Raw genomic sequence first — 17537 nt, 5'->3', positions numbered from 1 at the left:
CATCGGCGGGCTAGAGCCAGGGGTCGTCCTCGTAGGCCGGTTTCGCGGTCGTGGCGGGCTCGGTCCGTGCCTCGCCGGAGGTGTCGCCGCCCCGGTCCGGGACGGTGTGGTCGGACGCGGTGCGGTCGGACGCGGTTCGGTCGGACGCGATACGGTCGGCGGCGGTGCGGCCGGGGGCGTCCCGCCGGGTGCCGGTGCGGCGCGCGGCGCCGCGGCCGGGCCGTGCGCGGCGCGGCCGGTCGTCGCTGAAGGCGAGCGTCAGGCCGGTCTCCTCCAGCGGCTCCCCGTCGCCGCCGACGGCGATCTCGTAGCGCGGGCCGTCCGGCAGCTGGACGACGACCTTGCCGGGCGCGCCGCGGCGGGCCCGGACGGGCCGGTCGCCCGCCCTGGGGTAGTCGAGGCCCGGCTCGCCCGCCGTGCCGTCGTGCACGACGAAGCGGAACTCCTGCGCCCACTTCGACGGGGCCTTGAGGCGGGCCAGCTCCTCGCCGTCCTGCCGGAGCGACGCGCGCAGCCACCGGACGTCCACCCCGGCCTTCCAGGCGCGGCGGCGCAGGTGGAGCAGCAGCGCCAGGGCGAGGAGGAGCAGCACCGCGCCCGCGATCGCGTACCGGTGGCGCTCCAGCCAGCCGGGCGGGTCCTCGACGGTGACGGTGAGCTGCCCGTTCGCGTACACCTTCGACAGGTCGGCCGCGTCGACGACCTTGACGGTCATCGAGGTGCCGCCGAGCGCCGCGTCCTCCGGGAACCGGACGGTGAACGGGCGGGTGCTGGTGCCGGTCCCGATCGCCAGGTCGGTACCGCCGCCGAGCGTCGCGCCGCCGGCCTGCCCGGCCCCGTCCATGATGATCCGGCCGCGGACCGGGGCGCCCGCGTTCTCCATCGTGACCTTGCCGCGCACCTCGGCGCCGGGGTGCACGACCGGGTCGGACGAGAACTCGACGCGGCCCTGCAGCACGGGGGCCTGCGCGCTGACCGCCACGGTCACCGGCAGCCTGTCGGCGTGGACGCCGTACCCGCTGACCACCCCGGTGAAGGTGAGGTCGCCGGGCTGGCTCGGCGCGGTGAGCGTGCCCGCGTACCGGCCGTCGCCGGCCCGGTCGTCGGGGGCCTTGCCGTCGTCGCGGATGACGATGCTCTGCGGCGCGCCGAGCGACGGCCCGGTGGCCTGCACGGTGAAGTTCAGCCCGCTGAGCGCCTTGGCGTCGGTGACCGCGCCCTGCCGGGTGACGAGCGAGAGCCGCACGGTGAGCGGCTGCCCGGTCCGCGCGCTGGGCGGCTCGACCACGAGCGAGGCGCTGACCGCGCCCTGCCAGATGGCGGTGGCGCTGACCAGCTGCTTCGCGAGCCTGTCGGGCGCGGTGAGGCGGATCGTCCAGGTGCCGTTGCGCGGGTTGACGATGTGCAGCGTCTCGACGCCCGCGTTCTCCCCGGCCCGCTTGAACTCCGACTGCCCGGACCTGCCGTTGGGCACGACGGCGGCGCCGCCCGGCTGGACGTAGTCCACCCGGACGCGCGGGTCCCCCTTGGCGACGGTGATGTTGCCGTCCGTCGCGATGATGGGGATGTCGATCTTCAGTTCCCGGGTCTGGCCGGGGCCGAGGGTCGTCTCGTCGCTGCGGCTGACCCCGGCGCAGCCCGCCGCGGCGAACGCGTCGGTGAGCGAGCGCACCACGTCCCCGGAGTCGCGGACGACGCGGGCCTTCGGCCGGGACGCGGTCCGCCCGTCGCACGCGCCCTGGTACCCGCCGGCGGCGAACCGGTCGAGCGCCGCGCGGTCGATGCCGTCGCCGAAGCCGAGCGGCCATACCTGGACCCGCCCGGCGGCGGCGAGCGCCAGCTGGGTTTCGACCTGCTTTTGCGCCTCCCTGTTGCGGTCGTTTTCGATGCGTCCGTAATGGGGGCTGCGGTGCACGTCGAGGCGGCCGTCGGTGAGCAGGAAGACGACCTTCAGCGCCCCCTCCGGGCCGCCTCCGTTCAGCGCACTGAGCCCTTTGGCCAGCGCGGCGGCATGATCGGTGTCGTTTCCCTCACCGTCGGCGCGCCGATGGATCTTGCGAATGCACGCGCCGAGCGCGTCCTTCTTCACGGAACTGTCCAGAACGGTCGGCGGGCACGCCTCGGTGATCGCGTTCTGTCCCGGTTCGTTCTGGCTGCCGAACCCGTAGACCGACACGCGGCTGCGGGGGTTCAGCCCGCTGAGCGCGATCGAGGTGGCGGCCTCGATCTCCTCGCGGACGTCGGCGTCGGACAGGCTCCCCGACTCGTCCACCAGGATGGACACGTCCATCAGGGTCGGCTCGGGGGCGGCGGCCGGCCCGGCCGTGCCCACCGCGGCGGCGGGCACGGCCAGCGGCCCCAACTGGACGGCGGTGACCACCGCCGCCATGGTGATTCGCACCGGGCACGCGTAGGCACGCCCCGTCATTCGCATCATTCTCCAGAGCCCCTGCAATGGTGGATCGTCCCCCGTACGCCCCGAACTTTCCCGATGATGGCCGGGCCGCATCTCGCGACTCGACGCTAGTTATCCGACTGTTACGGATTAACGATCTTCCAGATGAAGGAAGATCAAAAGTTGCCTATTGTCCTAATTTTTCCGTTTGCGAGGGAGATTGCCCCGCTTGAATGATTGGCTTATCGGTCTAAATCGGACACCGAATTAGAATCGGTTATCAGAATGACCGCGCCACTGGCCGGATTCGGACGCCATTCTCGGCGGGTCACCGTCCAACGCCGTGCCGTCGAGGACCGTGCCGCCCTGGGACACGCCGCCCTGGGACACGCCGTCCTGGGACGCGCCGCCCTGGGACGCGCCGTCCAGGGCGGCGTCGTCCAGCGCGGCGTCGTCGATGACGGGAAGGGCCGAGAGCTCGCGCAGGAACGCGTCCAGCAGCCGCTCCTGCGCCCCCGTCTCGGCCTTCCTCGCCTGCTCGCGGATCAGCCGCAGCCCCTCCAGCAGATGGCTCTGCGCCGTCGCGAACCGCCGGGCCCGCCGCTCCAGCTGCCCGAGATCCAGGTGCGCCTCCGCCGACGACGGGACGTGCTCCAGCAGGAAGAGCAGCGTCTGCCGCGCCTCCTGCACCGCCCCGAGCGCGACGTGGCACCGGCCGAGCCGCAGCAGCGCCGACGGGCTGGGCGGCGAGACCGGGTCGTCCCGGACGCCGAGCAGCTCCTCCAGGTCGATGCGCGCGCGCTCGAACTCGCCGAGCCGCATCAGCGCCTCCGCCCGGACGTCCAGCAGCGCGGCCCAGCCCTCGCGGTCGTCGGTCGCCACGCCGGCCAGCAGCCGCACCGCCTCCTGCGGCAGGCCCCGCTCCAGCGCGGCCCACGCCCGCGCGACCCCCTCCGGCGGTGCGGCCGCCGCCTCGGCGGCGCTGTCCGGCGCCCCCGCGGTGCCGGACGGCGCCCGGTCCGGGCCGCCGGAGCGGTCCGAGACGTACAGCCAGGCGTCCATCGCGAAGCCCTTGCCGGGCAGCGAGCTGCGCACCCGCCAGAAGTCCTCGGCGCGCAGCGACCGGAACCCGTTGCGGATCACGTCCTGGAACAGGTGGTCCGACACGATCACCGCGAGCTGCGCGGCCGGGTGGTCGTCCAGCGCCTCCTTCACCGGCGGGCTGTCCAGCAGCCGGAAGCAGTCGATCACCGCCGCGCCGTTGAACCCGGCCGGGCCCGGCGTCACCAGCCCGCTGGTCAGCGCGAGCCGCAGCCGGATCCGCGCGTCCTCGGCCAGCAGCCGGTTCTCCTGCCGCAGCGCGACCTCCAGCTCCGCCACCAGCGCCGGGATGGCGGCGGTCTCGTCGATGTCGCTCGGCGGCAGGATCAGCACGCCGTCCCCGCTGCTCTGCACGATCTGCTCCGGCAGCCCCGCCTCCCGGCACGCCGCCATCGCCACCGTCACCAGCGCCTGCTGGGCCCGGATCTGCTCGGGTACGAGCCGGCCGCTCCACCCCTTGATGTCGAGCGCCGCGCACAGCGAACGCCGCGACCGTGCCCCCATGCGTCCCCCTTCCGTCCGTGACCGCAGTGTCGCGGCCCGGCGGACGGAGGAACCCGCACCAGTGCGGGAAAGGCGAGATCGCCTCAGATGCCGCGGCGGCGCATCACTCGCACAACTCGGACGGCGCCTTCATCTCGGCGAGCCGGGCCAGCTCGTGCACGTCCAGCAGCACCACCCGGCCCCGCGCGCAGACCACGAGGTCGCGCAGCGCGGGCCCCTTGAGGGCCTTCTGCACCGTGCCCTCCTGCGCGCCGATCAGCATCGCGAGCTGCTTCTGCCGCAGCCGGACGACGAGCCGGCCGTCCTCGCGCTCGGGCGCGCGCCATGCCTGGTACAGCAGCGCCCGCGCCAGCCGCACCTCGACCTCGTACCCGGCCGCGTCGGCGCGGTAGGTGTTGGCCTGGGCGAGCCGGTCGCCGGTCATCAGGTTCAGCGCGATCAGCGCCTCCGGGTGCCGGTGCAGGCACGCCATGAACGGCTGCGCCGGGATCACCGACAGGATCGACCGGTCGAGCGTGGTGACCGTCGCGGTGCGGACGCCGTCGCCGAGCACCGCCATCTCGCCGACCAGGTCGCCGCGGTGCCTGATGCCGAGCAGCGACACGCTGCCGTTCTCCACCCCGCGCGCGACCGCCACCCGGCCGTCGAGGAGCAGGTGCACCTCCGTGCCCGGTTCGCCCTGCCGCATCAGGGGCCGGTCGCGCTGGACGGTCCGGGGCATGCCGAGCCGCAGGACCGCGTTGCGGGCCGGCGGGGTCAGCCGGCCGAGGAACGAGAGATGATGCCAACCGGAGCTCGTCATCGACGTCTCCTCAGCGCACGTGCGTGTCGCCGCTCCGGCCCCGCGGAGCCGGGCCGCCCGGACGGGCATTCAGTATGGCAGCCTCTTCACCGGCCGATCCGGTCATGAGACACATATCTACGGTGCCTCCCGTGTCCGGGCGAGCGCGGCGGCGAGCAGCGCCCGCGCCCCCTGCCCGTCGCCGCGGCGGGCGGCCTCGCGGGCCAGCACGCGCAGCGGCGCGCCGCCCGCCGGGAACACCTCCGCCGCCGCGTTCACCAGCCGGTCGCCCTCGTCCCGGCGCCCCCGGTGGTAGGCGCGGTCCGCCAGCGCGAGCAGCAGCTCGTGCTCCAGGCGCTCCCGGTCGGGCCCCGTGCGCGCCCGGACGACGCGGAGCCCGTCGGCGAGGTAGGCGGACGCGACGTCGTCGTGCTCCTCCAGGTCCATCAGCGGGTAGGCGGCGGGCGTCAGCGGATACCGGCGCAGCAGGTACCGGCACGTCTCGACGGCCGCGCGCCGCTGCCCGAGACTGCGCTGGCGCCGGGCGAGCGCGAGGAGCGGCTCCGGGCCGGGGCACGGGCCTCGGCACGGTTCCGGGCTGGGGCACACCGGGCCGCGCGGCTCGCCGGGCGCGGCCCCGGCCGGCCACACCCAGTGGTCGGGCCCGCACGCCTCGCCCCTGACCCGCTGGAACGTCGGCATGGACGGCGCGTCCCGGAGCCGCCAGTGCAGCAGCGCCCCCATCACCACGGTGAAGGGGGCGTCCCGGACGCCGGGCCGCCGCAGCAGGCGGACCGCCTCGGCGACGACCTCGGTGCCCGTCCGCGGACCGGCCGGGCCTCCGGCGACCCCGATCCTCGTCCCGTCCCCCGGCGGGCGGCGGCGGCGCAGGCCGTCCACGAGCGCCGGGGCCGCCTCGGCGGGGTCGGCGCGCAGGACGAGCGCCAGCACCTCCCCCGACCCCAGCACCGCCCCGACCCGCCCGGCGCGCCCGGCCCGGCCCGGGAACGCGGCGGCCTCCGCGCGCGCCCGTAACCGCGCCGGGGTGTCCAGCCGGTCCCACCCCCCGATGCGGAACGCGACGCAGGTGATCCGCTCGTCCTCGTGCAACCCGACCTCCCGGTGACCGTGCCGCCTCCCGCCACCGTCTCCCGGCGCGGCGCCGCGCTCCCCGTTCCAATGCGGGCTGGCGCGGCCGGGCTCGGCCGGGCGCCGCCGCGCCCGGCCGGGTCGGGTCGGTCACGGGACGGCGGGCTCCTCCTTGAGGGCGCGCCGCGGACGGGGCAGGAAGGGGACGATGGCCGTGCCGGCGACGGTGACGAGGGCGGCGACGAGGAACGCGGCCGAGTAGCCGTCCACCAGGTCGGGGCCCGCCTTCGCGGCGGCGGTGCTGAGGACGGTCAGCCCGATCGCCCCGCCGATCGTCCGGGACGTGTTGACGACGCCCGCCACGGTGCCGGCCTCCGACTCGTCCACGCCGCTCGTCGCGACCTCCACCAGCGGCGTCATGAGCAGGCCGAAGCCGAGGGCCATCAGCGCGCCGGGGCCGAGGATCGCGCCGAGGAACGTTCCATCGGCGTCCAGCACCGCGGCCTGCCACGCGAACCCGGCGGCGGCCGCCAGCCCGCCGATGCCGGCGAGGAGCCGCGCGCCGATGCGGGCCACGAGGGCGGGCGCGAACCGCGAGCCGAGGATGATCCCGGCGGTGTGCGGGAGGAACGACAGGCCGGTCTTGACGGCGCTGTAGTGCAGGACGTTCTGCATGTAGAGCGACAGGAAGTACCAGAGCGCGAACCCGGCCATCGTCATGACGAGCGTGGCGAGGTTGCCGACGGCCACGCTGCGCCGCCGGAACATCCCCAGCCGGACGAGCGGCTGCGGCGCCCGCGCCTCGACCGCGACGAACAGGCCGAGCAGCCCGAGTCCGGCGGTCAGCGGGATCAGGGACGTCCAGCCGTGGTCCTCGGTCTGCCCGATGCCGAAGGCGAGCAGGCCGACGCCCGCGGTGACGAGGACGGCGCCGGGCAGGTCGAGCCGGGACCGTCCGGCGGCGGGCCGGTCGTCGCGCAGCCAGCGGGCGGCGACCACCGCGACGGCCACCCCGACCGGGACGTTGATCAGCAGGACCCAGCGCCAGCTCAGGTAGTCGGTCAGCAGCCCGCCGACGAGGCCGCCGGTCGCGCCGCCCGCGGTGCCGACGGCGGTCCACATGGCGATCGCCCGCGTCCGCGCGGGGCCGGCCGGGAACGTCGCGGTGATCAGCGACAGCGTGACGGGGGCGAGGGTCGCGGCGCCGAGCCCCTGCGCGGCGCGGGCGCCGATCAGCATGGCGCCGTCCTGCGCGAACCCGCCCACCAGGCTGGACGCGACGACGACGCCGAGGCCCGCCAGGAACACGCGCTTGCGCCCGTAGAGGTCGGCGGCGCGCCCGCCGAGGAGCAGGAACCCGGCGAAGGTCAGGGAGTAGGCGTTGACGACCCACTGGAGTCCGGTGGAGCCGAGGCCGAGGCCCTCGCGCATGTGCGGGAGGGCGACGTTGACGACGGAGATGTCCAGGACGACGAGGAACTGCCCGATGGACGCGGCGAGCAGCGCGGCCCAGCCGGGCGTTCGCCCGGCCTTCCGCACCGCCTCTCCATCGGCAGTGAGATCGGTGGCGGTCATGACGGTCATGCTGCCCTCCGACCCGGTTCGTCCGCGTCGGGCAAGGGGACCAGGCGACCACGTCCGATTGGACTAGGACCCGAGGGGCGGGAGGTATCGGATCGGCGACGGGGGTGGGCGGGGCGGGCCTCGGCGCGATTAGGTGTGTACTGCCGGGCCTTGTCGTCGGACGCGGGGGCTGACCGTCGTGCGGATGCTGAAGTACCTGGGCCGCGCCCTGATCGCGGCGTCGTTATCGGTCGCGGCAGGGGTGGCGGTCAACCAGATCCTCAACAACGGGAAGCTGAGCTGGAGCTGGGGCTATCTGGCCCTCGTCTTCACGGTGCTGGGCGGGCTCGTGCAGGCGGCGCCGCAGGCCGCGCAGCCGCCTTCGGAGGACGGCCCACCGCCCGCACCCCGGAGGCGGGCGGGATCGCGGCGCGAGTACCTGCGGCGGATGCGCTCGACGGTCGACCAGATGGAGACGATCGGCCTGGTCACGCAGGCGGAGTTCGTGCTGCGGACCCGGCAGGTCTACGTCGACGTCATGCTGCGCCCGAGGACGGTCACCGACGTGGTGACCGATACCGGCATCGGCCCGGGCCCGGCTGAGGGGGCCGGTCGGCGGGCGTCACTGGCGTCCTTCCTCGCCGGGGGCCGGATGCTGGCGGTGCTGGGCGCGGCCGGCTCCGGCAAGACGACCCTCGCCCGCCACACGGCGCTGGAGATGGTGGAGCGGCGCCGGTTCGGGTTGCGGCGCCGCGGGCGGCTGCCCGTGCTCCTCTACCTGCGTGACCACGCGGCGTCCGTCCTGGGTGACGAGCCCGGCGGGCTCGCGCAGATCGCGGCGGCGGCGCCCTGGCTGAACGGCGCCGTCTCGGCCGAGTGGCTGGAGCAGCGGCTGGAGCGGGGCCAGTGCGTCGTCCTGCTGGACGGCCTGGACGAGGTCGCCGACGCGCGGCACCGCGGCCGCGTGGTGCAGTGGATGGAGGAGCAGTACAGCCGCTACCCGGACAACGCGTTCGTGGTCACGTCCCGGCCCGGCGGCTACGACGGCAACCGGCTGTCGCGCGCCGACGTCCTGCAGGTGCAGCGGTTCACGTCGCGGCAGATCCGGGACTTCCTGCACGCCTGGTACCGGGCGATCGAGCACCGCTCCCGGGAGGGCGACGCACGGGGTATCGACCTGGTCGCCGCTCGGTCCGCCGACGACCTGTTCCACCGGATCAGCGGCCGTCCGACGCTCTACGACATGGCCGCGAACCCGCTGCTGCTCACGATGATCGCCAACGTGCACCGGTACCGGGGCAGCCTGCCGGGCAGCCGCGCCGCCCTGTACGAGGAGGTCTGCCAGGTCCTTCTCCACCGGCGGCAGGAGGCCAAGAACCTCGGCGCCGGCGACGTGGAGGAACTGAGCGGCGACAAGAAGGAGCGGATCGTCCAGGAGCTGGCCTGGTACATGATGCGCCGCAAGCTCCGGGACATCCCCGCCGAGGAGGCCGAACGCGCGATCCGCACCGTGCTGCAACGCACTGCACCCGACATCACTCCCGAGGCGTTCCTCCGCTATGTCAGACGCAGCGGCTTGCTACTGGAGCATCAGTACCGGCACTACGGTTTCGCACACCTGACCTTGCAGGAGTACCTGGCGGCGGCGTTGGTTCCCGGGCATGCGTCCCGCCGCCAACTGCTCGTGGAGAACGTCAGTGATCCTGCCTGGCGCGAGACCACGCTGCTCTGGGCCGCCCGCGCCGACGCCAGTCCCGTCGTAGAAGCGTGCCTGGAGGCGCGCACGGTGACCGCCCTCAGCCTCGCCTACGCCTGCCTGGACGAGGCGCGCGAAGTCGATCCCGCGCTACGCGCCCGTCTCGACGAACTGCTGAACACGACGTCCGACGACCCCGACGAGATCCGGCTGCTGGACGGAGTCGCCGCCGCGCGCGCTCTGCAGGACACCCACGCCCTCGACGACACCGGCACCCGCATCTGCGCAGACCCCGTCCCCAACGAACTGTGGGCCCGCTACGCGTCGCACGTCGGCAACGACTCCAACGTCCCCGAGCCGGGGGCCGACCTCTGGTCCACCGACATCCCGCCCTTCCTCTTCTGGCTCAACGGCCTGTTCGGTGACGGCACCGGCTACCGCCTCCCGACGCCGTCCGAGGCGAGCCATGCGCTCGGCAGCGACCTCTACCCCGCCGACCGGACGGGCCTCTACGCGGCGGACGGCGACTGGACGAGCGGCCAGGGCAGAACGCGCGTCGTCACCGCCGCTCCTGACCTGCATCCCCACCGCCCGGCACGATGGCAGATCGCCGCCTACCCGGAGCTGATCCTCGACCACACGCACTTCGTCATCAGGGTGCTCGCCCCGTTCGCCCAGATGACCTTCTGGCAACTCGCCGCGTACGCCGGCGACCGCCGTCTCATGGGGACGGAGCAGCGGCTCCTGCACGCCATCGACCTCGCTCTCGATCTCGCCTTCAGCAGCGAGCCCGCCCATGGCCTCACCCGTGACCGCGCCTCGGAGAAGGCCCGCGCGCTCGGTCTCGACATCGACCTCGACGATCGCCCCGCCCCGCCGAGCATCGTCGACATGATGTTCCGCAACGCCATCGGCCGGGCCCTCGACCATGCGCGCGACCTCCACCGCGACCTCGATGCCTACTTCGCCGCCGACCGCGACTTCACCCCGGGCAGGATCGAGGCCCTCCTCCCCGCCCTCGAAATCCTGCTGATGTACGACGCCGGCCACCGCGGCCTGCCCTCCAGCGCCCCGGGCTCCAGCGCCGTCCCCGTGATCCCCACCGCGCTCGCGCAGACCGCGCACCATGTCCCCGTCGACGAACTGAACCGCGCCCTCGACCGCGCCCTCGACCGGGCACTGGGGCTCGCCCACGAGGCCGGGGCCTGGTTTCCCCGCAGCGGCACCGTCGTTCCGACCCGCGACATCCCCCGTGCTCTGGAACGCGCCCGCCGCGATGACGCCCCGGTTCCCGGTCCCGTTCCCATCCTGGTCCTCGCGCGCGACCTCGCTCTCGCTCAGGCCCGTGCCGTCGACTACGACCCCGACGGCGGTCGGCCCCACACCGACTACGTGGCCCGCGACCTCGCCTTCGCCCAGCTCGGCGCGTCCAGCGGTCTCGGGACCCAGGGCGTGGTCGCCATGGGGCTCGCCTGCGCCCAGCTGACGCACTGCTTCACGGCGCACGCGTTCGAGGACGGCACCGGTCGCCGCCGCCGGAGGGAGGAGGAGGCGTCGCTGACCCGGTACCTGGGCAAGCTGCTGACCGCCCAGGACCTGCCGTCGGTGCCGCCCTCCGACGACCCTGCGGTGACGCTCGGCCGGGCCCAGCTCCTCGCCCAGCGGCGGGGCGAACGGGCCCTGGAGACGTTGATCGCGAACGCGTCCGTCCTGTCCGCCCCACTGTGGGACCCGAAGCGCCCCGCGCGGCAGGAGGACCTCGTGTGGGCGGCGACGTCGGTCCTGGCCGCGCTCACCCTCGTGGGCGAGGAGGAGCCGGACGAGGAGCTGGCCGAGGTGCTCCGCAGCGTCCTGGCCACGCTGATCGCCTTGACACCCCAAGCCTCCGGCTACGGCGAGCCGGAGCCCCGGGTGCGCAAGCAGCTCGTCCTGGTACGGGGCTGAGCGGGGGGATTCGCGGTCGTCCGTCGGAGACGTGCCCTACGGTCGGGGCATGGAAGATCAACTCCAGGCGGGCGAGAACGGGTCGGTCATCCCGGACGCTCCTCCGGCCGCCCTGCCCCGCCCGCTGGCCGACCCGCCATGGCTGCGCGCGGGCGAGCGGCCCCGCCCGGTACCCGTCGAGGGCCTCACGCCTCCCGACGGCGTCCGGATGCGCTGGCTTCCGGGGGAACGGGAGGAGTGGTCCAAGACCGACCACCGGCACCACGTACCGTCGACCGACGACTGGGACGCGCTGGTCGACGAGTTCCGCCGCGGGCGGGCCGGCGGCTACGGGCTCGGCGTCCTCACCTACGGCCCGGAGGAGAAGGTCAGGCCGCTGCTCGGCGCCTGGAGGCCGCAGCTCTGGGAGGCCGAGATGTGGCTGCGGCCGACCGTGGCGCGGTTCGAGGCCGACGCCCTCCCCGTCGCGCTGCGGATCGCCGAGAAGGACATGAAGGGTCTCGGCGACCGGGCACTGCCGTTCCTGGACGCGGAGCTGGCCCGGTTGATGGCCGAGCGCCTGTCCCGTCCGAAGAAGGGGCGCGATGTCGCGCTCTCCTGGTTCGACCGGCACGGTCTGGACGCGGTGCCGCTGCTCGTCCCGGCCGCAGTGGGCAAGCCCGGCAAGCCACAGCGCGAGGCAGAGGAGGCCCTGCGCCTCCTGGCCGACACCCACGGAACGGACAAGGTCGTGGACGAGGCGGCGCGCGCGCACGGCGACAAGGCGGCCGCAGCCCTCCACGCGATGCTCGCGATAGACCCCTTGGACGTCCTGCCCGACCGCATACCGCCCGTCCCCGATTGGGCCAACGTGCAAGACCTCCCCCAGGTCAGGCTCCGGGCCCGGAACAGCGCGCTCCCCGCCGACGCCACCCGCCATCTGCTGACAATGCTGGCCATCTCCTCACCCGTACAGGTCTACGCGGGCATCGCGATTGTCAAGGAGGCGTGCGACCCTGCGTCCATCGCATCGTTCTCTTGGGAGCTCTTCCGGCTGTGGCAGCAGAACGGCGCTCCCGCCAAGGACGGCTGGGCGCTGGCACAGCTCGGCTGGCTCGGCGACGACGACACGGCCCGCAGGCTGGCCCCGCTGATCCGGGCCTGGCCCGGCGAGGGCGGCCACGCCAAGGCGGTCGCCGGGCTGGACGTCCTCACCGCGATCGGCGGCGAAGTCGCCCTCATGCACCTCTACGGCATCGCGCAGAAGGTCAGGTTCAAGGCCCTGAAGGCGCGCGCGCAGGAGAAGGTGCAGCAGGTCGCCGACAAGCTGGGTCTGACGTCCGACGAACTGGGCGACCGCCTGGTCCCCGACTTCGGACTGGACGAGAACGGCGGGCTCGTCCTGGACTACGGCCCGCGCCGCTTCCTCGTCGCCTTCGACGAGCACCTCAAGCCATTTGTGACCGACGAGGACGGCACCCGCCGCAAAACGCTCCCCAAGCCGGGCGCCAACGACGACGAGGAACTCGCCCCGGCCGCCCACCAGCGCTTCGCCGCGCTGAAGAAGGACGTCCGCACGGTCGCCGCCGACCAGATCCGCCGCCTGGAGTCGGCGATGACCGCCCAGCGCCGCTGGACGGCCCCGGAGTTCCGCCGCTTCTTCGCAGGGCACCCGCTGGTCTCCCACATCGCCTACCGCCTGGTCTGGCTCGCGGAGGACGGCGGCACCGCGACCACGTTCCGCATCGCCGAGGACGGCACCCTCGCGAACGCCGACGACGAAGCGATGAGGCTCCCGGACGACGCCACCGTCCGCATCCCGCACCCGCTGGAGTTCCGCGACACCCTCGCCGCCTGGACGGAACTCTTCGCCGACTACGAGATCCTCCAGCCGTTCCCGCAACTGGACCGCGCCGTCCACACCCTCACCGAAGCCGAACGCGCCGCCCGGCGACTGGACCGCCTCCAGGGCCTCACCATCCCGGCCACGGCCGTCCTCGGGCTGGAAAGGCGCGGCTGGCAGCGCGGCGCCGCCATGGACGCCGGGCTCCAGTGGTCCATCTACCGAGAGACCCCCGGCGGCCTGTACGTCAACGTCAAGCTGGACCCGGGAATGGCCATCGGCAACCTGGACGACAGGGGCCCCCAACAAATGCAGGTGATCCGCCTGGACGACCACCCGGAAGACGGCTACTGGAACGACACCCGCACGGGCCGCCCCCTAGGCGACCTGGACCCGATCACGACCTCCGAGGTGATGGCCGAACTCACCGAAGCCGCGTCCTGAGGCGTCCACGACGACTCATCCCGCACATCACATGACCACCCCGCCCCACGATGGTTTACCGTGATCGCGTCGCTCCGGGCAGTCATGAGCATGCGACCACAGGAGGGAGGGCCGTGAAAGTCACCCTGCTGTGGACCATTCCCCTGGGCATTCTGCTGCTCGTGGCCGCGGAGTGGGCCTTGCTGGCGAATCCCGGAGGACGGCTCGTCGGGCTGGTCGTGCTGGCTGTACTGCTGGGTTTCATCGGCGTGTTCGTGCTGGCGCCGGTCACCCTCGCGGCCGGTGCCATGGCCGACCGCTGGGGCATCGCGACGGCGATGCTCCTGACGGGCGCCTGCCTTTCGGTGGCGGTTCTGGCCATCATCGGCTCGATCGAACGCGCCAAGCCCGGATACGTCTGGAAGTACGGCACGCCGACCAGCGTCGCCATTCCCTACGACTGGACCTGCTCATTGTCCGGGTACACATGCGCGGGCTCCTGGACGGCCGGCGGAAAGACGGTGCGCGGAGGGGTCACGATGTCCAGGGCCGAGCATCGCACCCTCCGCTCACCGATGGCGGTCACCGCGGACGGCACGTACCAACTGGAGGCGCGCGCCTTGGGAAATCGCGCCAGCACCGTCGGGCTGCGTATAGACCCGGCAAGCTCCGTCGCGCTGGGCAAGGTCCCAGAATGGACGGGCTGGACCGCGGGCGCGGTCGGTATCGGCGCCGCCCTGTTCGCGATCGTCTTCCCCCGGCGCACGTCCAGAACCGCCCCCGAAGAAGGGTGACCCGGCCGTCCAATGCCTGCCGAACTGCGTGAACTGACCGTCCACATCGATACCGGCCGGTGGAACGAGACGGTCCTGGACGCCGTCGACCTCGTCGTCCCGGACGGGAAGATCACCGCGCTGCTCGGCGAGTCCGGCTGCGGCAAGTCCATGGCCGCCGCCGCACTCACCGGCTCGCTCCCCGACTCCGCCCGCACCACCGGCCAGGTGCGCATCGACGGCGAGCCGGTGCACGGACGGCGCCAGTGGCTCCGCCTTCGGGCCGGCACCGTCGGCCTGCTCCCCCAGGCCGGCGTAACGGCCTTCCACACCGAAGACCCCGTAGGCGCACAACTGCGCGTCCTCGAAGAGCGGTATCGGCGCTGGAGCCTCGACCGCGCCTGCGCAGCCGCCGGATACCCGACCGAACTGCTCGATCTCTACCCGAACCAGCATTCGGGCGGCCAGATCCAGCGCGCCGCACTCGCCGCCGCGCTCCTGCCCGAACCGCGCGTCCTCATCGCGGACGAACCGACGGCCTCGCTCGACATGGAGACCGCCTACGGCGTGTGGGTCACCCTCCGCCGCTACGCCGACGCCGGAGCCGCCGTCCTGGTCATCACCCACGACGTCCCGATGCTCACCGCGACCAGAGTCGCCGACCACATCGCCCTCATGCGCAGCGGAAAGATCGTCGCCACGGGCGACCTAGGCGACCTGGCAGCCCTGGAAGACCCGTACATACGCGGCTTCTTCCAACCAACCGCCCCCTGACCATCAAGAGTCAGCCGGACGGTGTACCACGTCGGCGGACCAGCGGAAGATAGACCTCATCAACGTCTCAACGAGGACTTCGAGCGACCGATGTCGGCCACCGCGGGACCGTCTGCGACCGAAAGGGTGAACGGCCGATTCGTTGAGAATTCCTGGTCGTGATCTGCGTCTCTGCGGGGAATCCGACACACCTACATGTCCGCACATTTATGGACAGCAACTCCGAAACCGGTCGCGTCGACACCCGCCCGTTTCGGCAGGCAAGACGGCCGTGAGGCGAAACACATTCAGGTTACGGCCTGTGCGGTACATCCGGAAACCTCGCCATTTGCGACCGAAACGAGGGCAAGTGTTCCCTGGCCGCGACCTTCCCGATGCGCGATAACCCTGGAAGATCCACGATTACCGGCCCATAATGAGGCCTGAATTAGGGACACGGCGACCGCGAGAGACCGGGGAAGGTGCAGCGACATGGATCCCGCGCTGGCAGGGCTCGCCGGCGCGGTCGCGGCGGCCCTCGTGGAGGCCATGACGACCGATTTCTGGGGCACCGCGAGGAGCCGGCTCGCCCGGATCGTCGGTCGCGGCGCGCACACCGCCGAGTCGGACCTGACCCGCGAGTTAGAGGAGTCGGCGGGCAGGGTGAGCCGGAGCTCCCCGCCAGAGCAGGCGGCCATGGCGGCCGAACAGGCGAGATGGACGGCCCTGCTGACGGCTTTCCTAGCCGAGCACATGGATGCTTCGACCGAACTGCAGGACTTCGTCAGGCATGTCCGAGAGTCATTGCCCGACACGGACGCCGTCCATGTCATCCAGAACATCACCACCGGCCGGAACGCCTTCATCGCCGGCAGGGACCAGCACATATCCCTGACCTTGGACGACGATGGGTGAAGAGCTCGAACATCCGGCTCCCACCCAGCAGGTGTGGGCGAGACGCGACGCGTTCGTCGCGGCCCGAGACATCTACGTCACCGCGGTGATGGGTAGCACGTCGCAATCGTCCGCGGCCACGGGAAGCGCCTTCAAGCGCGAACGGCCCCTCTTCGTCCAGTACACGAATCCAGAAATCCTGGCGTGCTACGGCATCGATGCCACCGAAAGGCACGCGGCGCTCACTCTGACCCAGGCACTGGACGCCACCCGACTGGCCCTGCTCATGACCGAACGGCACCTCCTCATTCCCGCGTCCTACATCTTCGAGATCCCCTGGTACCCGATCTTCCTCGGGTGCGTGGAGCCGCTGATTCGGGCGGGTGCGCTCCGCTACGTCGCGCCGGTCCCGGACCTTGCCGACTACCGGGAGACGAAAGTCCACGAGTACCGCCGGGACCGGCACAACCCCTACCGCCACACCGGCTTCCGGGAAATCTGCGCCGATCCCGACTTCCGTTGGGCTCCTCGGCACGGCGGCGGGACGGCCGCCGGAATCGGCGAACTGTGGCGCGCGGCTCTGCAGCCCGGCGGCGAGTTGCACCGTGTCGCGCGCGGAACCGCGCGCAGATGGCACCGGCCGCGGGGACGCGCCGAACGGCTGCTCGCGCGGACCCCCGAACGGCTGGAGGGGCAGGCGTTCATCGCACGGTTCGTGGAGCGCACGCTGCCCGTACCCCTTTCACCCGCCGAAAGCACATCGCTCGCCTTCTTCCTTTCCCGCGCCTACTTGCGCAGCTACCTGATCGACCTGGACGCCGCCGTCCTTGCGGACCTCCCCGCAGGCGACCTGACCTGCGGTCTCGCTCACCGGTCGGCGGGCATGGACGGCAGACTCCCCTCCGCGCGGCGGCTCGACACCGTGCTTCGCTGGCTCGGCATCCGGGACTTCGTCCACCGCACCGCCGAGTGGGACGAACTGCTGCGGTTGCGCTCCCTGCCCGGATTCGGACTCGTCATCGACCGGGCCTACGACGAGACCTCACTGGACGCCCTGCGGATCGCGGTTCTCGCGGTCCGCGAATCACGCGGATTCCGGCTCGCCCGCACCTATGTCGAGGCGAAGTCGAACGTGCAGGCCGTGGCCGGCACCATGGCCGATTTCACGCTCAACGCCAGGACACCATGGAGAGACGATCGATGACCATATCCATATACTGCTCCGGCTCCATCATGAAGGGCACGGGGGACGAGAAGAAACTCTGCTGGTCGGACATCGAGCGGCTGGAGGTCGCAAAAGGCGCCGCACCTCGCGAGGTCGTGTTCCTGAACCCGGACGATCCCATCACCGATCCGTCCAACACGCTCGGCCAGTTCGGCCGCGACATGTACCAGGTGATGGTCGCGACGGCGGTGGTCGTTGACGCCCGCGAACGGCGCGGTATCGGCATCGGCGTGGAGATGACCGCCGCAGCCCTCCTCGGCACTCCGATCATCGTCGTGGCCCCGCGCAACTCCAAGTACCGGGCGGACGAGCTGGAATACCGCGGCGTCCTGGTCCGCGATTACGTCCACCCGCATGTGGCCGCACTGGCCTCCGCGGTCGTCGACGACTTCCTGAGCGCCGGGGAACTCCTTCCGGAACTGGCGCCGCGAAAGGCGCGGGAGACGCCCCCCATACCCGGCTGGCTCGAAGAGGCCATCACGGAGTACCGCGAAAACGTCCTGCCCGGCGACCCGCCCATGCTGGCCGCTCTGGAGCGACTCAACGAGCCGTCGTTCAGCATGGGACGCTGACC

The 17537-nt window shown here is 72.5% G+C and carries 12 protein-coding genes; 7 read left to right on the top strand and 5 right to left on the bottom strand.

Annotation, left to right across the window (positions count from 1 at the left end; all coding sequences use genetic code 11):
- Nucleotides 1-10 precede the first annotated feature (10 nt).
- The 5 genes from AB0K34_RS03710 to AB0K34_RS03690 all read right to left on the bottom strand — a co-directional run bounded on the left by AB0K34_RS03710 (nucleotide 11) and on the right by AB0K34_RS03690 (nucleotide 7445).
- Nucleotides 11-2428 (bottom strand): vWA domain-containing protein, encoded by a 2418-nt coding sequence (locus tag AB0K34_RS03710; protein WP_364545108.1) that lies wholly within the window; start codon nucleotides 2426-2428, stop codon nucleotides 11-13.
- 234 nt (nucleotides 2429-2662) lie between these two features.
- A complete protein-coding gene (locus AB0K34_RS03705) occupies nucleotides 2663-4000 on the bottom strand; it encodes a tetratricopeptide repeat protein (RefSeq protein WP_364545105.1) in 1338 nt (445 codons plus the stop codon).
- 103 nt (nucleotides 4001-4103) lie between these two features.
- Nucleotides 4104-4802: a Crp/Fnr family transcriptional regulator gene (locus AB0K34_RS03700; RefSeq protein ID WP_171069376.1), complete on the bottom strand. Its 699-nt coding sequence runs from the start codon at nucleotides 4800-4802 to the stop codon at nucleotides 4104-4106.
- 117 nt (nucleotides 4803-4919) lie between these two features.
- Nucleotides 4920-5891 (bottom strand): hypothetical protein, encoded by a 972-nt coding sequence (locus AB0K34_RS03695; RefSeq protein WP_301174400.1) that lies wholly within the window; start codon nucleotides 5889-5891, stop codon nucleotides 4920-4922.
- A gap of 129 nt (nucleotides 5892-6020) precedes the next feature.
- On the bottom strand, nucleotides 6021-7445 hold the full coding sequence (locus tag AB0K34_RS03690; RefSeq protein WP_301174401.1) for an MFS transporter: 1425 nt from the start codon (nucleotides 7443-7445) through the stop codon (nucleotides 6021-6023).
- A 193-nt stretch (nucleotides 7446-7638) separates the two neighbouring features.
- On the opposite strand from AB0K34_RS03690, the gene AB0K34_RS03685 reads away from it, so the two are divergent.
- From AB0K34_RS03685 to AB0K34_RS03655, 7 genes are all read left to right on the top strand, one after another.
- On the top strand, nucleotides 7639-11073 hold the full coding sequence (locus AB0K34_RS03685; RefSeq protein ID WP_364545102.1) for an NACHT domain-containing protein: 3435 nt from the start codon (nucleotides 7639-7641) through the stop codon (nucleotides 11071-11073).
- A 49-nt stretch (nucleotides 11074-11122) separates the two neighbouring features.
- Nucleotides 11123-13339 carry a DUF4132 domain-containing protein gene (locus tag AB0K34_RS03680; RefSeq protein ID WP_364545099.1) on the top strand — a complete coding sequence of 739 codons (2217 nt, stop codon included), beginning with the start codon at nucleotides 11123-11125 and terminating at the stop codon, nucleotides 13337-13339.
- Nucleotides 13340-13452: 113 nt separating this feature from the next.
- Nucleotides 13453-14112, top strand: coding sequence for a hypothetical protein (locus AB0K34_RS03675; RefSeq protein WP_364545096.1), 660 nt, complete (start codon nucleotides 13453-13455; stop codon nucleotides 14110-14112).
- A 12-nt stretch (nucleotides 14113-14124) separates the two neighbouring features.
- Nucleotides 14125-14865 carry an ATP-binding cassette domain-containing protein gene (locus AB0K34_RS03670; protein ID WP_364545093.1) on the top strand — a complete coding sequence of 247 codons (741 nt, stop codon included), beginning with the start codon at nucleotides 14125-14127 and terminating at the stop codon, nucleotides 14863-14865.
- A gap of 471 nt (nucleotides 14866-15336) precedes the next feature.
- Entirely contained in the window at nucleotides 15337-15759 is a 423-nt protein-coding gene (locus AB0K34_RS03665; RefSeq protein WP_138635895.1) for a hypothetical protein, read from the top strand.
- Nucleotides 15752-16942, top strand: coding sequence for a hypothetical protein (locus AB0K34_RS03660; protein ID WP_364545090.1), 1191 nt, complete (start codon nucleotides 15752-15754; stop codon nucleotides 16940-16942). The genes AB0K34_RS03665 and AB0K34_RS03660 overlap by 8 nt, the downstream gene beginning before the upstream one ends.
- On the top strand, nucleotides 16939-17535 hold the full coding sequence (locus tag AB0K34_RS03655) for a hypothetical protein (protein ID WP_364545087.1): 597 nt from the start codon (nucleotides 16939-16941) through the stop codon (nucleotides 17533-17535). Before AB0K34_RS03660 ends, AB0K34_RS03655 begins: the two co-directional genes overlap by 4 nt.
- Nucleotides 17536-17537 lie beyond the last annotated feature (2 nt).

Origin of the sequence: Actinomadura sp. NPDC049382 (genome assembly GCF_040677125.1) — a bacterium.
GTDB classification, from domain to species: domain Bacteria; phylum Actinomycetota; class Actinomycetes; order Streptosporangiales; family Streptosporangiaceae; genus Spirillospora; species Spirillospora geliboluensis.
This window is presented reverse-complemented; position numbering and strand designations above follow the sequence as displayed.

Bases quoted from the DNA above. Each gene is read 5' to 3' on its own strand.
- AB0K34_RS03665 (WP_138635895.1), top strand. From the start codon at position 15,337: ATGGATCCCGCGCTGGCAGGGCTCGCCGGCGCGGTCGCGGCGGCCCTC.
- AB0K34_RS03670 (WP_364545093.1), top strand. From the start codon at position 14,125: ATGCCTGCCGAACTGCGTGAACTGACCGTCCACATCGATACCGGCCGG.
- AB0K34_RS03685 (WP_364545102.1), top strand. From the start codon at position 7,639: ATGCTGAAGTACCTGGGCCGCGCCCTGATCGCGGCGTCGTTATCGGTC.
- AB0K34_RS03690 (WP_301174401.1), bottom strand. From the start codon at position 7,445: ATGACCGCCACCGATCTCACTGCCGATGGAGAGGCGGTGCGGAAGGCC.
- AB0K34_RS03660 (WP_364545090.1), top strand. From the start codon at position 15,752: ATGGGTGAAGAGCTCGAACATCCGGCTCCCACCCAGCAGGTGTGGGCG.
- AB0K34_RS03680 (WP_364545099.1), top strand. From the start codon at position 11,123: ATGGAAGATCAACTCCAGGCGGGCGAGAACGGGTCGGTCATCCCGGAC.
- AB0K34_RS03655 (WP_364545087.1), top strand. From the start codon at position 16,939: ATGACCATATCCATATACTGCTCCGGCTCCATCATGAAGGGCACGGGG.
- AB0K34_RS03700 (WP_171069376.1), bottom strand. From the start codon at position 4,802: ATGACGAGCTCCGGTTGGCATCATCTCTCGTTCCTCGGCCGGCTGACC.
- AB0K34_RS03710 (WP_364545108.1), bottom strand. From the start codon at position 2,428: ATGACGGGGCGTGCCTACGCGTGCCCGGTGCGAATCACCATGGCGGCG.
- AB0K34_RS03705 (WP_364545105.1), bottom strand. From the start codon at position 4,000: ATGGGGGCACGGTCGCGGCGTTCGCTGTGCGCGGCGCTCGACATCAAG.